The 13,807-nt window shown below is 42.6% G+C and carries 12 protein-coding genes and 1 pseudogene; 11 read left to right on the top strand and 2 right to left on the bottom strand.

Annotation, left to right across the window (positions count from 1 at the left end):
* Positions 1 to 170 precede the first annotated feature (170 nt).
* From glyQ to aroF, 7 genes and pseudogenes are all read left to right on the top strand, one after another.
* Positions 171 to 1,070, top strand: a complete 900-nt coding sequence (glyQ, locus tag V7K40_RS27670) for a glycine--tRNA ligase subunit alpha (RefSeq protein ID WP_334965457.1) — start codon at positions 171 to 173, stop codon at positions 1,068 to 1,070.
* Positions 1,071 to 1,346: 276 nt separating this feature from the next.
* Positions 1,347 to 1,559, top strand: a complete 213-nt coding sequence (locus V7K40_RS27675; protein ID WP_334965459.1) for a hypothetical protein — start codon at positions 1,347 to 1,349, stop codon at positions 1,557 to 1,559.
* Complete coding sequence (locus tag V7K40_RS27680) at positions 1,556 to 3,913, top strand: ComEC/Rec2 family competence protein (RefSeq protein ID WP_334965461.1); 2,358 nt, start codon at positions 1,556 to 1,558, stop codon at positions 3,911 to 3,913. Before V7K40_RS27675 ends, V7K40_RS27680 begins: the two co-directional genes overlap by 4 nt.
* Before the next feature lie 183 nt (positions 3,914 to 4,096).
* Positions 4,097 to 4,738: pseudogene (locus tag V7K40_RS27685) on the top strand (alpha-amylase family glycosyl hydrolase).
* 343 nt (positions 4,739 to 5,081) lie between these two features.
* Positions 5,082 to 5,351 carry a 30S ribosomal protein S15 gene (gene rpsO, locus V7K40_RS27690; protein WP_041565894.1) on the top strand — a complete coding sequence of 90 codons (270 nt, stop codon included), beginning with the start codon at positions 5,082 to 5,084 and terminating at the stop codon, positions 5,349 to 5,351.
* 12 nt (positions 5,352 to 5,363) lie between these two features.
* Positions 5,364 to 5,834 carry a PAM68 family protein gene (locus V7K40_RS27695; protein ID WP_334965463.1) on the top strand — a complete coding sequence of 157 codons (471 nt, stop codon included), beginning with the start codon at positions 5,364 to 5,366 and terminating at the stop codon, positions 5,832 to 5,834.
* A 453-nt stretch (positions 5,835 to 6,287) separates the two neighbouring features.
* On the top strand, positions 6,288 to 7,346 hold the full coding sequence (aroF, locus tag V7K40_RS27700; protein WP_334965465.1) for a 3-deoxy-7-phosphoheptulonate synthase: 1,059 nt from the start codon (positions 6,288 to 6,290) through the stop codon (positions 7,344 to 7,346).
* 236 nt (positions 7,347 to 7,582) lie between these two features.
* Here aroF and V7K40_RS27705 read toward each other — a convergent pair whose 3' ends face one another.
* Positions 7,583 to 8,332 carry a hypothetical protein gene (locus V7K40_RS27705; RefSeq protein ID WP_334965467.1) on the bottom strand — a complete coding sequence of 250 codons (750 nt, stop codon included), beginning with the start codon at positions 8,330 to 8,332 and terminating at the stop codon, positions 7,583 to 7,585.
* A gap of 1 nt (position 8,333) precedes the next feature.
* Here V7K40_RS27705 and V7K40_RS27710 point away from each other — a divergent pair, with 1 nt between their 5' ends.
* The 4 genes from V7K40_RS27710 to V7K40_RS27725 all read left to right on the top strand — a co-directional run bounded on the left by V7K40_RS27710 (position 8,334) and on the right by V7K40_RS27725 (position 12,445).
* A complete protein-coding gene (locus V7K40_RS27710) occupies positions 8,334 to 8,594 on the top strand; it encodes a hypothetical protein (RefSeq protein ID WP_334965469.1) in 261 nt (86 codons plus the stop codon).
* 348 nt (positions 8,595 to 8,942) lie between these two features.
* Positions 8,943 to 10,271, top strand: a complete 1,329-nt coding sequence (locus tag V7K40_RS27715) for an FAD-binding oxidoreductase (RefSeq protein ID WP_334965470.1) — start codon at positions 8,943 to 8,945, stop codon at positions 10,269 to 10,271.
* Between the two features lie 56 nt (positions 10,272 to 10,327).
* Complete coding sequence (locus tag V7K40_RS27720) at positions 10,328 to 11,683, top strand: heterodisulfide reductase-related iron-sulfur binding cluster (protein ID WP_334965472.1); 1,356 nt, start codon at positions 10,328 to 10,330, stop codon at positions 11,681 to 11,683.
* A 396-nt stretch (positions 11,684 to 12,079) separates the two neighbouring features.
* A complete protein-coding gene (locus tag V7K40_RS27725; RefSeq protein ID WP_334965473.1) occupies positions 12,080 to 12,445 on the top strand; it encodes a hypothetical protein in 366 nt (121 codons plus the stop codon).
* Between the two features lie 311 nt (positions 12,446 to 12,756).
* On the opposite strand, the gene V7K40_RS27730 is transcribed toward V7K40_RS27725, so the two are convergent.
* Positions 12,757 to 13,764, bottom strand: a complete 1,008-nt coding sequence (locus V7K40_RS27730; RefSeq protein ID WP_334965475.1) for a phycobilisome rod-core linker polypeptide — start codon at positions 13,762 to 13,764, stop codon at positions 12,757 to 12,759.
* Positions 13,765 to 13,807 lie beyond the last annotated feature (43 nt).

Consider the following 13,807-nt stretch of genomic DNA (forward strand, 5'->3'; position numbering starts at 1 on the left):
ATTTAGCTCTTTGCTTCAGGCACTTATTCAATATAGCGAACCTCCTTAAGCTTGTCAACTATTTTTCCAAAAATATTTTGGACTACTTTTGAGTCCCCTGAAACTGCCCACAGTGCCGGGTTGTAGGCAACAATGGTTTATGCACTGTGCTGAGTAAGGAAGGGTGAAGCGTGAATTTTCAGTCGGTAATAAGTTTATTGCATGAGTTTTGGGGCGATCGCGGTTGCTTGATTGCCCAACCCTATGACATTGAGAAGGGGGCAGGTACTAAGAATCCTCAAACATTTTTAAGAGCATTGGGACCGGAACCGTGGGCTGTTGCCTACGTTGAACCGTGTCGTCGCCCGACTGATGGGCGGTACGGCGAAAACCCCAACCGCTTCCAACAGTATTATCAGTACCAAGTTCTGATTAAGCCGTCGCCAGATAATATCCAAGAGATTTATCTTGATTCATTAAGGGTTTTAGGTATTCGTCCTGAAGACCACGATATTCGGTTTGTAGAGGATAATTGGGAAGATGCGACGGTAGGAGCTTGGGGCACTGGGTGGGAAGTATGGTTAGATGGGATGGAAATTACTCAATTTACCTACTTCCAACAGTGTGGGGGAATAGATTGCCGTCCTGTGTCGATTGAGATTACATACGGGTTAGAGCGATTGGTGATGTACCTCCAGGAAGTAGAGGCAATTACTAAGATTCATTGGACAGACAACATTACTTATGGTGATGTTTACCTCCAGGGAGAGATTGAACAGTGTATCTACAACTTTGAAGCGTCAAATCCTGAATTGCTACTGACACTATTTAATTTGTATGAGCAGGAAGCTACCCAATTGACGGAGCGAGGATTGGTCTTGCCTAGCTTAGATTATGTAATGAAGTGTTCGCACACGTTCAATCTGCTGGATGCTAGAGGTGTGATTTCGGTGACGGAGAGAACTCGATATATTGCCAGGATTCGGCATTTGGCTAGGAAGGTAGCTCATTTATATGTTGAGCAAAGGGAGAAGTTGGGTTTTCCGTTGCTCAAAGATACTGTGAGTTCAACAGGAAGCCCGACATCCTAAAGGGTGCGGCTACATGAACTAAGTCCGCTAGGAACAATTGCATATTTGGTTAGCGTACCACTTTGTGTTCTGTTTCTCCATGCTGCGCTGAGGTTTAAGCTAGGTATATCTTTATGATGTCGCGATTACTAAAAGTCAGAAATACCATTAAATCTTGAGTCTAGAACATTAAGGCTACAAAGATAAGGCCCGCCTATGCGGGCTTTGTTCGTATAAACTTGATGGACTATACTTCACCACAAGCATAAAAATTTTTCGGAGTTGCTGATTAAAGAGATGAAAAGCTCACGCAGAGAGAAGTTTGAGCGACGAAAGCCGCTCAAAACTTCGGTAGGCGCTCCAGGCGCAGATAATAAGAGTTTGGAATATTTTATTTCTGAATTTCATAGCCAAATTCAGCAACACCGATTTTTCTCTATTGCTACCCTAGCTATTTTTAAGTTAGCTGCAAATTCGAGTTGTCAGATGCTTTTACAAAAAATCTTATGATTCAAACTAGTGGTGTAATTATTTGTCTTGGCTACATTTTTGGGTTGCTGTTTACAGCAGTTCCTTGGGGTGGTGTGTGGATTTTGGTTCTGGGGATAGTGGGAGCAATTTTTTTTAGAAGACGCACCACTTCACGGCAACTTGCTCAGAAACTAGAAAATGCTGGAGGCAAAAATAAGGCAGTGCTTAACAACACTTGGCAAACTACTCCCCATGCTCGAATATGGCTAGCTGCTGGCTTAGTGGGATTATTGGCAACTCTATATTTTCAATGGCGAGTGCCGCAACCGGGTGCAAAAGATATTAGTCAGTTCGTCCCGCCTGGAAATAGCAGTAATCAAGAACAACTTGTGATTGTTCGTGGCGAAGTAGCGAGTAATCCCCGCTTGACTCGCAGTCAGCGAGGACAATTTTGGCTGGAAGCGACTCAGTTAGATGAAGTCAAAAATGAAAAAGGTTCAGCAGGTGTCTCAAAAGGGGTAACTGGCAAATTGTATGTGACAGTGCCTATACTTCAGGCTACTGGATTATACCCTAGTCAGCAGATTGCTGTGACTGGAATTTTGTACAAACCAAAGGCGGCTTCCAATCCTGGTGGTTTCGACTTTCAGAAGTTTCTCAAGCAAGAAGGAACGTTTGCTGGTTTGATTGGGCGACAAATAAATGTTTTAGATCAGGAACGTAAATGGGGATGGTGGCAAATTCGGGAGCGAATTGTGCGATCGCAAGTTCGTTGGTTAGGTATCCCAGAAGGGCCTCTTGTCAGTGCAATGGTTTTAGGTAGCAAAGCTGTTGATTTACCCTACGATATCCGCGACTTATTTGTACAAGCAGGATTAGCTCATGCTTTAGCAGCCTCCGGGTTCCAAACTTCCTTAATTTTGAGTGTGATATTACAGTTAACTAGGCGGGCAAAAAAAGCAACGCAATTTACCCTTGGCTTTTTCGCTTTAATCATTTTTCTGAGTTTAACAGGTTTTCAACCTGCGGTACTCAGAGCCGTAATTATGGGTTTTGCGGCATTAATTGGTTTGCTATTAAAAAGAAAGGTAAAACAGCTGGGTTCGCTGTTATTAGCAGCAACTCTGTTATTAGTATTTAATCCTCTATGGATTTGGGATTTAGGTTTTCAATTGAGTTTTTTAGCAACACTGGGATTAGTCGTAACAGTACCTACATTAGTCAACCGCCTAGCATGGCTACCACCTGCGATCGCTGCTTTAATTGCCGTTCCTCTAGCTGCAACTCTTTGGACTTTACCTGTACAACTTTTTGTATTTGGAGTTGTACCATCTTATAGTTTGTTACTGAATGTGGTTAGTACTCCATTAATTTCGATCATTAGTATAGGTGGAATCATTAGTGCCTTAGTAGCTTTAATTTGGACTGAAGCAGGAACCTTTCTGGCTGGAGTGTTGCATTACCCTACTGATTGGCTAATTAAACTAGTGGAATTTTTTAGCAAGTTGCCAGGAAATTCTGTTGCTGTAGGCAGCATCTCTACTTGGCAGCTACTGGCGATTTATGTATTGATTATACTGGTTTGGTTAGTCCCTTGGTGGCAGCGGCGGTGGTGGTTTGCTAATGTGATTGCGATTGCTTTAGTATTTATCCCCCTTTGGCATTCTACAAATACATTGTTTCGGATAACGGTATTAGAATCTGGTACAGAACCAATTGTAGTTGTTCAAGATAGAGGTACTGTAACTGTAATTAATAGTGGCGATGAAGGGACAGGACGTTTCACAATCCTACCGTTTTTACAACAACAGGGTGTAAATCAAATCAATTGGGCGATCGCAACTGATTTCCAAGGCAATGAAAGTAATGCTTGGTTGGAATTACTACAACGTTTACCAATCAAAAATTTTTCTGAATATTCCCCTAAGCCAGAAAATTTTCTTGCAACTCAGGCAATTCAACAAGAATTACAAAAGTATCAAGGAGCTTACCAACCGCTGGCAGTTGGTCAAACTGTGGAAACTGGTTCAATAGTGGCACAATTAATCAACGAGCAATTACCCATATTACGATTGCAAATTTTAGATCAGAATTGGTTATTAGTAGGTAATATCAAGTCTAAAGGGATACAAAAACTAGTTAAAAATGGAAGTTTGCCTCATCCACAAGTGCTGTGGTGTGCCCCTCAGTCATTAAAAGATTTAGTTATTGCTCTAAAACCAGAAGTAGCGATCGCTTCTTTTGGTAACTTTGATCTAAAAGCTTTATCTGAACTTAACCAAACCCAAACCAAACTCTTTTTTACAGGACGAGATGGAGCTATTCAATGGACACCTAATGGTCAGTTTGAAGGATTTATTGAAGCAACAGAAAATAAGTCTTCTATCTTATAAAAAATTCACGACGAAGTAAATTTAAAATTAAAATATTTCTTTTTAAGCAAGACTAACTAAAGATAGATGTATGCTCATTTTAAAGTAAGTAAAATCTCGAAATGTCTGAGGAAGTGAATAAGTTTTTATTATCATATCTGGTGACACTGAGTACTTACAGGAAGATATATTTAAAAAAGGGAAATGGGAAGTTTAATTGAATTTACGTTGTTTACTCCTCGTCACAAAGGAGCAGCTTTAATTGGGTCTTTTTCTGAGTGGAAATAAATCCCAATGGGAAAAAGTGAAGATGGTTATTTCTGCACTAAAGTCAAACTGGAAGACGGCATTTATCAATATAAATTTCGCATTCAAAGCAAAAGCCCAAATTTTGCAGTTGAGGAATGGGTAGATGTTATTGACCCTAATGCAACAGATGTTAACGAGACAGAAAAATTTAGCATGGTGCAGATTAAACATGGGCAACGCATTATTGATACTTACGTTTGGCAACATGACGAGAAACCGTTGCCTGACAATCGGGAATTAGTTATATATGAAATGCACGTTGCAGATTTTACTGGTGATGAGGTTGACCTTGACAAACGAGGCAAATATTTAGGGATAATTACCAAGTTAGATTATCTGGTTGAATTGGGAGTTAATGCAATTGAATTAATGCCAGTTAATGAGTATCCCGGTAACTATAGCTGGGGCTATAAAGTCCGCCACTTCTTTGCTACAGAATTTAGTTACGGTTCAACAGAAGATTTAAAACGATACAATAACTCCGTTCACGAGTCTTTTATACTCGTGGGCGAGTCTTTGAACTCCGTTCACGAGTAATCCAAGTAAAAAAATGCCCATGTTGAATAATCTGCAATCGCACAATTGGCGATCGCCTCTTATATCAACTCTTGCAACAACGCCTATAAATTCCTGTGAAAATCGCAATAGTAAGATTGCCGCAGGTATTGCATTGTGAAGCGATCGCAACTGCAAATACAATTAGTTATGGATTATACTCACTGCCTCTACTACCAGATGAGACTGGAGTCTGGCTCCTGACTTACTTAGTCTTTTAGAGTGCAACATGTAGCAGCAAAGATGATTCCACATCCAGCTTGAGGGCTGTGATATTATGGGAGACTGCTGCATACATTTAGAAAAACTAGAAATTGAATCGATCATGGCTCTGACGCAACTGCGGAAACAAGAAATAATTTCCAACTACCAAGTTCACGAAACCGACACTGGTTCGGCCGATGTCCAAGTTGCCATGCTAACTGAGCGCATCAACCGCCTCAGCGAACATCTCCAGGCAAATAAAAAAGACCATTCTTCCCGGCGGGGACTATTGAAGCTAATTGGTCAGCGCAAGCGTCTTCTAGCCTATATATCCCAGGAAAGCCGAGAAAAGTATCAAGCTTTGATTGCTCGCCTCGGTATTCGTGGATAGGGACTACCGCTTATGTCTGCTGAAGAATCTGAACGCAGCCGCTTGCCCTTTGAACCAAACAAAAAGCGCCAAAAACCCGCAAAAACTCAAAGTAAACCGGCAGCACAGCCAGAGGAGTCTGGCAAACAAGCTGATACAAAACGGCGTTACACCAAAGAAGAGATGGCTATTCCCCAAGTAGTTAGCCAGCGGATGATTCGCCGGGTAGCTGTGTTCTGTGGTGTACCAACAGCTTTGGGCATTACTACCTTGGTTGTCAGCTATCTGCTTGCTATCTACTCCCACATCCAACTAGCTCCCATCGCCGTGTTATTGGTGAATATGGGATTATTTGGTTTGGGAGTCTTAGGGATAACTTATGGCGTTCTCTCTGCCTCTTGGGATGAAGAAAGAGTCGGAAGTCTGCTGGGTTTGGGTGAGTTCAACACCAACTGGGGACGAATGGTCGCAGTTTGGCGCGAAACTCGGCAAAAAAACTCATAATGAACGGCGCTCAGGTATTAGATAACTACGGTATTGGGTAAATAAAAAAGTGAGGCACTCCGTTGGGCGGGTTTCCCGACTTGTACCCCTCCGGGGAAGCTACGCGCAGCGTCTCCCCTTCTCCCAAAGGGAGGGCTAGTGCCTGCCGTAGGATGCCCGTTCGCCGCAAGGCGTCCCGTTAGGGAAGGGCTGTAGGGAGAAGGAAGTGCCGAACCGGTGAATGTTGAAGTTGAAATTTTATAACTTCAACATTACTAATAAAAATTATTATATAATTTTATACCCCATATCCACTTTTTATCAGTAAAATCACTTATTGAGCGTCAAGCTAATGACTGAGCGGTATATTTTGTAAATAAATTTTCTTTTTAACTATTCCTAATTAGGGCAATAGGCAATAATAAAGTTAGCCCATTTACAGAAAAATTTACTCAATTAATCAGGAATTTTCACATGATTATAGTAATGAAAAGTGGTTCCCCAGAGGCGGAAATAAACCGCATTGATCAGGAACTAACTAGCTGGGGGCTAACTCCAGAAAAAATTATTGGTCAACACAAAGTAGTTATTGGTTTAGTAGGTGAAACCGCCAACTTAGATCCACTACAAATTCAAGAACTTAACCCTTGGATTGAGCAGGTGTTACGGGTAGAGCAACCTTACAAACGAGCAAGTCGCCAGTACCGTCACGACGAAGCTTCAGAAGTGGTAGTTAATACTCCTAATGGAGCAGTGGTATTTGGTGAACACCACCCCTTGGTAGTGGTTGCCGGCCCCTGCTCCGTAGAAAATGAAGAAATGATTGTGGAGACAGCGCGGCGTGTCAAAACGGCTGGAGCCAAGTTTTTGCGCGGCGGGGCATACAAACCTCGGACTTCACCCTATGCCTTCCAAGGACATGGCGAGAGTGCTTTGGATTTGTTGGCGAGGGCGCGGGAAGTGAGTGGACTAGGTATTATTACAGAAGTGATGGATGCGGCTGACCTGGATAAAATTGCCGAAATTGCTGACGTGATCCAGGTGGGGGCGAGAAATATGCAGAATTTCTCTTTGCTCAAAAAAGTGGGAGCGCAGGCGAAACCAGTTCTCTTGAAGCGGGGAATGGCGGCTACTATTGAAGATTGGTTGATGGCAGCCGAGTATGTTTTGGCATCTGGCAATCCGAATGTAATCTTGTGTGAAAGGGGAATACGCACCTTTGACCGCCAGTATACGCGAAATACGCTGGATTTATCGGTAGTACCAGTGTTGCGAAAGCTGACTCACCTGCCAATTATGATTGACCCCAGTCACGGCGTAGGTTGGTCTGAGTTTGTGCCTTCAATGGCAATGGCTGCGATCGCAGCTGGCACCGATTCCCTGATGATAGAGGTTCACCCCAACCCTGCCAAAGCCTTATCTGATGGGCCCCAATCTCTGACACCAGACCGTTTCGATAACTTGATGCAAGAATTATCAGTGATTGGTAAGGCGGTGGGACGCTGGCAGCAACCAGCAGTGGTTTTGGCTTAAAATTTTAAAAATGCTAAGTAGCTAGTACCGCAAGGCGGAAGTCAAAAGTTAAAAGTCAAAAGTCAAAAGTATTACGGAATGGGCTTTTTAGGGTTTTTAAATTGTTGCTTTATTTACGCCGTGTTGTACTAAGTGTAAAGAAATTAAAATTTGTAGTCAGGATTTTAGTCTTGATAAACCTCAAGCGCTTCATTTTGCTAACTAGAGATTTGATCGCGGGCGATCGCTTAGGTTCGTTAAACACGCCGATCACGTTTTATGTTGCCAACAACTTTTTCCAAAATCCAGTTCTCTAATTTATCTGGGTTTAATTCTTGTTGATGTGTAATCAACCGATTGGCAATTTCTTCATTGCCACTGATTAAATTAAGAAGTTCTTTGTACAATGGATTATTTTTGGATACTCCTTTTGGTTTACTAGGCTGCCTCTTCATTTTTTTGAGGTCTGGTAATGGCGTATCTGACGGTGGAAATAGAGAAACTTCTGTTTGTATTTGTGGTGTTTTTGAACGTAGTTGTTCCTGTGGTTTTTTGAGCTTCAAGTCACTAATAACTTGTTTTAAAAGCCAGTTCTCAGATTTACCTGGGTACAATTGGCGCTGTTTTACCAGTAATTGATTAGCTGTCTTTACGTTGTTGGTTAGAGCAATTAATTCACTGTGCAGATATTTGTTGTTAATGTCTATTTCCTCTTGAGTTACTTTGAATTGCAAAGGTGGTAGCGATACTGATTGCTGCGGAACTTTAGCTTTTGGTTTTGATGTATCTATCCCATGTTCTTTAAGTAGTAATTCATACTCATTTATAGCTTGTCTGAAAAGCTCTATAGATTCTTGGTATTGTACAGACTGCTTAAATAGTTCTGTGGATTTTCGGTACTGTTCCAAAGCTTTCCTCTGAAGCCAAATCTTGATAATGCATATAACCAGCAAGAGGAATGCAACAGATAAAGCAATCTGTAGCTGAAGGATGAGCGTAAGCTGCATAATGAATTTTGAGTTGGTGGTACAACTCTACAAATACGGGGAATCTCTAGGTGAAGACATCAGAAGAATCCCCGTATTTGTTTCACGCTCATTTATGACAACAGTAATTTATCCTGAACAAAAAGCACATGTGATTAGTAGTGATGCTGAAGCGATCGCTTTGGAACTGGCAGCTGAATTTGTCAAAAGAGATTCAGAACGCCACCAGCAGCAGCGTCTACCCTACGGAGAGGTGAAAAAGTTCTCTATTAGTGGTTTATGAGGCAATACGCTTAGGTTAAGCATTTCTTTCTTCTCTCTGCGTTCTCTGCGCCTCGGCGGTTCGTTAAAAAATTGACTTTGATAACAGAATTTTAGCCATAACCCAAGTGTATTGGGTTATGGGGAATCGCTGTACCCAAGGAATATTGAGGGGTGTTTGTTTCCAATGCCACCCTCGCAAAAGTCATCAACCTGAGAGATTAAACTTCCAACCGCTGATAAAAAAGACCTATGGAAACACAACTGGCAACTAAATTAGCCACCATGTATTAATGGCAATGCGCTTTTTTAGTCAGGTTAGCCAGTAAATTAGATGTAGGGCGTAAAAAAATAATACTGAATCAAAGCGATGTCTAACGACAAGCCGCAAGGCGTCTACGCTTCTTATTTTGCATCTATCGTCGGCGAAGAAAATGCTGTTTGCCTTTGGGAAAACATCGAACTAGGTCAGCAAAAACGTATCCAACAGGCTATAGCTTCTGGAAATCCTCCCAGTTGTATCATTTATCCCCGCAGCGAACAACAGCTAGCAGCAGTCATTGCCACAGCTCACAGTAACAACTGGCGCGTCCTCCCCTGCGGTAATAGTAGTAAAATCAACTGGGGTGGTTTAGTCAAGGACATTAATGTTGTAGTCAGTACAGAGCGGATCAACCAACTGATTGAACACGCTGTTGGTGATTTGACAATCACGGTAGAAGCTGGGATGAAATTCTCTGATCTCCAAGCACTTTTGGCAAAGTCGCGGCAATTTCTTGCCCTTGACCCCACTGCACCACACTTAGCAACCATTGGCGGTATTGTTGCTACAGGTGATACAGGTTCTCTGCGGCAACGTTATGGTAGTGTGCGCGACCAGTTACTAGGTATTACCTTTGTCCGTGCTGATGGACAAGTCGCTAAAGCTGGAGGAAGAGTAGTTAAAAATGTTGCCGGATATGACTTGATGAAGTTACTTACTGGGTCATATGGCACATTAGGCTTTATTAGTCAACTAACTTTTCGCGTGTATCCGCTAGCTGAGGCATCGGGGACGGTAGTACTAACTGGTACGGCGGAGGCTGTATCCCAAGCAGCTGATATCCTTCGAGGTTCGGCGTTAACACCAGTCCAAGCTGATTTGCTATCAACTAAACTGGTGTCCAGCTTAGGTTTGGGTGAAGGACTGGGATTAATAGCTCGCTTTCAAAGTATTAGTGAGAGTGTTAAAGAACAGTCAAACCGAGTTTTGGAAGTAGGGCAAAAGTTGGGCTTAGATGGAGCAATTTATGTAGATGGTGATGAGGCTAGTCTATGGCAGAGATTGCAAGAACGAATACATTATACTGCCACAGAATCTGTAATTACCTGCAAAATAGGAGTGTTACCTACTGCTGCCGTAGAGATTTTGACTCAGGTAGAGTTAGGTTTAATTCACATTGGTAGTGGTTTAGGTTTGTTACAATTAGAGGGTAAAAATCAGGTTTTGAAAGTGCGTGATGAGCTACGCTCCGCTGGAAGCGATCGCACTCAAGCTTATAGAGGTTTTTTAACAATTCTGGAAGCACCAGTGGCGGTTAAAGAACAAATAGATGTTTGGGGCTATACGGGGAATGCTTTGCCGCTGATGCGTCGGATTAAAGAACAGTTTGATAGTAAGAATATTTTAAGTCCTGGTCGGTTTGTGGGTGGGATTTAAGAAATTAACCGCAGAGACGCTGAGGGCGCTGAGATAGAGAGGGGAGAAAAATAATTATGCAAGTTTCTGAAAATTCTGTTAATAACACGGCTAGTTTAAAGAATTTGAAGGGGTTTGATGAGAATCATCCGCCTGACCCGAAGTTGATTGATAGTTGTGTACATTGTGGATTTTGTCTCTCGACTTGTCCCAGTTATCGGGTGCTGGGTAAGGAGATGGATTCTCCTAGAGGACGCGTCTATTTAATAGATGCAATTAATGAGGGTGAGATTGCTCTAAATACGGCAACTGTAGAACATTTTGATTCTTGTTTGGGCTGTCTTGCTTGTGTGAGTACTTGTCCTTCTGGTGTGCAGTATGATAAGTTAATTTCTGCAACTCGTCATCAAGTTGAACGGAATTATCCCCGCAGTTTGCCAGACCAATTTTTTCGTCAGGTGATATTTTCTCTGTTTCCCTATCCCAACCTTTTACGGGTTTTACTAGTTCCGTTGTTGGTTTATCAGAAATTGGGTTTTGCTAAATTTTTTCGCGCTACAGGGTTACTCAATAAAATATCGCCCCGTTTGGCAGCAATGGAATCAATTCTGCCAGAAATTACTCTCAAATCTTTTCAAGATAATTTGCCTACTACTATTCGCGCTCAAGGTGAGAAGCGCTACAGAGTCGGGATGATTTTGGGTTGCGTGCAACGGCTGTTTTTCTCCCCAGTGAATGAAGCAACGGTGCGGGTTTTAACAGCGAATGGTTGTGAAGTTGTGATTCCTAAATCTCAAGGTTGTTGTGCAGCGCTTCCCGAACACCAAGGACAAACAGAACAGGCGAAAGCTTTAGCAAGGCAGATGATTGATAGTTTTGTTAATACTGATGTAGATTTCGTGATTATCAATGCTGCTGGTTGTGGTCATACTTTGAAGGAATACGGTCACATTTTAGAAGATGACCCAGAATATCGGGAAAAGGCGAAGGATTTTGCGGGTAAAGTTAAAGATGCTCAAGAGTTTTTAGCAACAGTTGGTTTAACAGCGAAACTTTCACCACTGACTGATAGACCCTTGAATTTAGTTTATCAAGATGCTTGTCATTTATTGCATGGACAAAAAATTAGCGTGCAACCACGTCAGGTATTGCGGCAAATTCCAGGGGTAAAGTTGAGAGAACCAATAGACGCGGCTTTGTGTTGTGGCAGTGCCGGGGTTTATAATATGCTGCAACCGGAAGTTTCTGAAGAATTGGGTCGGCAAAAAGTGCAAAATTTGTTGAATACTGATGCTGAGTTAATTGCTTCTGCTAATCCGGGGTGTACTTTGCAAATTACGAAGCATTTGCAGTTGCAAGGTAAGAAGATGTCAGTTATTCACCCGATGGAGTTGTTAGATTATTCGATTCGCGGTGAAAAGTTGAAATTGTAAACATTTTTTGTAGAATAGACACTTGTCATTGATTTTAAAGCAAAGAGCCAAAGCTACGTTTTAACTCCCCTCCTCGCTTGCCTACGGTGTATACACAAGTGAAATTACCCCCTTAATCCCCCCGATGTATTGGGGGGAAATAAGAAATCTTGTTCCTCCCCTTGACAAGGGGAGGGTTAGGGTGGGGTAAAACCCTGGTTAATCAGCTATTTCAGACTTGTGTATACAATTTGCTGATGTTATTATTTCGCTGTCTTCAGCAAGAAGACCCACCTTTGTCGACTTAACTGAACTATATTGCTTACTGTATCAGATATTTTGTGAAATGGTGTAACGTTAACCATCTCAGTCGTGACGGGAGCGGTATCAGCCGTGACGGGAGCGATATCAATCGTGATGGGAGCGATATCAATCGTGATGGGAGCGATATCAATCGTGATGGGAGTGGTATCAATCGTGATGGGAGTGGTATCAATCGTGATGGGAGTGGTATTAGTCGTGACGGGAGCGGTATCAATCGTGACGGGAGCGGTATTAGTCGTGACGGGAGTGGTATTAGTCGTGACGGGAGCGGTATTAGTCGTAACGGGAGCGGTATCAATTGTAATTTTCACAACTACAGCTTCCGAAAAATCTGTCAATAAACTCCTGGGAAAACTGAATCAGTACCAATCCAGAGCGATCGCCATCTCTGCGACGATATCAAGTAAGAGCCAAGCGATGTCTGGCGACAAGCCGAGGCAGCGTCTACGGAATTTGTAGGATTATCTCATGCGATGCCTACGCTGGTAAACTACGCTCTTTTAGCACAACTATAATCATCTCATGCGATCGCTGAAAAAGTTTCTCAGTTTTGCTCAAGCGATCGCACTTTTTAGAATTATCTCATGCGATGCCTACGGTGGTCACTGAGCCTGTCGTACCCTTACGGGGAAGCAAGCGGAAGCGCAGCGTCTCGTAGAGAAGTGCGGTAAACTACGCTAAGGTTTTTAACTTTTGCTAAAGCGTTTGTTGCAAAAGCGGTGCGTTAGCCTTTGGCGTAACGCACCCGACAAAGTTAAACAGTAGAGAAATTAGCCGTTAAAAACGCGACTGCGCCACTTATTCAATCGGGCTTCTCCAATTGTGGCAGACCGTCGGGCATCAGCGACTTGCTCTTGTAAAGCTGCAATCTGTTTTTCTTGGGCGTCAGCTTGCTGTTGCAAAGATGTATATTCCTTTGTGCTGCTCACAGAATTGGAAGACTGCGAACTACTAGTGAATTTTGTTGTACCAATGCTGGCAAACGGTCGTAAGTCAGCTAGTTGTTGTTGCAAAGTTGCAATCTGGCTTTCTTGCTCTTTAATCTTTTGCCGCAAGCCTTGTTCAGCTGCTGTCTGAGCTGCAATAAACGGATTAACTGGAGGAGCAGTTTCTGGCTTGCGCTTGAATACTTCAGCAAGTATTGCACTAACATCCGTGGGTTTCTGTCTACCATAAGGAGTGTTGGTAATTAGCGATCGCACCAGCTGAGGTTCATTATTCGATGCTAGATTTTTGTCACTGCTAGAATTGCTCCGCACCAGTTGCAGCATATTGGTAAATTCCAATATCTTTTTGCCCGTTTGAGTTTTATAACCCCGGTAATATGGCACTATGTTATCCCCAAAGGCATCTAGATACTCGTCGCTATCCACATAAGAATCAATATCCGCCTCAAAACCCTTCTCATCTAGAATGTTGCTGTGATGTTTCGTCTCGGAGTAGTCATCGGGAGCGCGACCCAGCAGGTGCTTGAAGTTCAGTTCAATCGCCCGGTAGCGGTAAACTTTATCAAAAAATCTGGAACGATACAACTCTGATTTAGCAACTTGACGCACAAACTCACGGACATCGATTATACCTTGCTTGAGTTGGGATTCTGGAACAATGAGCCGCTCACTTTCCATAATATAGGCATTACCCAACACTTGCCGATAAACTGCCCGAATTACAACTTCAATGTCTTCAACTGAAGCAGTAGTCCACAGTTCAAGGGGTTCTGTTTGGGGAAATGCTTGATATTGGCGGCGTCTGGTTTCTTCGTCTAAGAAGATTTGCATACTTGGTTAGTGTGGGTAGGAGTGACTAATGGTTTTGAGGACG

Origin of the sequence: Nostoc sp. (assembly GCF_036917195.1) — a bacterium.
In the GTDB taxonomy this organism is placed as follows: Bacteria; Cyanobacteriota; Cyanobacteriia; order Cyanobacteriales; family Nostocaceae; genus Nostoc.

Coding starts and splice junctions, on each gene's coding strand:
- V7K40_RS27675 (WP_334965459.1), top strand. CDS start 1,347: ATGAAAAGCTCACGCAGAGAGAAGTTTGAGCGACGAAAGCCGCTCAAA.
- V7K40_RS27680 (WP_334965461.1), top strand. CDS start 1,556: ATGATTCAAACTAGTGGTGTAATTATTTGTCTTGGCTACATTTTTGGG.
- rpsO (WP_041565894.1), top strand. CDS start 5,082: ATGGCTCTGACGCAACTGCGGAAACAAGAAATAATTTCCAACTACCAA.
- V7K40_RS27695 (WP_334965463.1), top strand. CDS start 5,364: ATGTCTGCTGAAGAATCTGAACGCAGCCGCTTGCCCTTTGAACCAAAC.
- aroF (WP_334965465.1), top strand. CDS start 6,288: ATGATTATAGTAATGAAAAGTGGTTCCCCAGAGGCGGAAATAAACCGC.
- V7K40_RS27705 (WP_334965467.1), bottom strand. CDS start 8,332: ATGCAGCTTACGCTCATCCTTCAGCTACAGATTGCTTTATCTGTTGCA.
- V7K40_RS27710 (WP_334965469.1), top strand. CDS start 8,334: ATGAATTTTGAGTTGGTGGTACAACTCTACAAATACGGGGAATCTCTA.
- V7K40_RS27715 (WP_334965470.1), top strand. CDS start 8,943: ATGTCTAACGACAAGCCGCAAGGCGTCTACGCTTCTTATTTTGCATCT.
- V7K40_RS27720 (WP_334965472.1), top strand. CDS start 10,328: ATGCAAGTTTCTGAAAATTCTGTTAATAACACGGCTAGTTTAAAGAAT.
- V7K40_RS27725 (WP_334965473.1), top strand. CDS start 12,080: ATGGGAGCGATATCAATCGTGATGGGAGCGATATCAATCGTGATGGGA.
- V7K40_RS27730 (WP_334965475.1), bottom strand. CDS start 13,764: ATGCAAATCTTCTTAGACGAAGAAACCAGACGCCGCCAATATCAAGCA.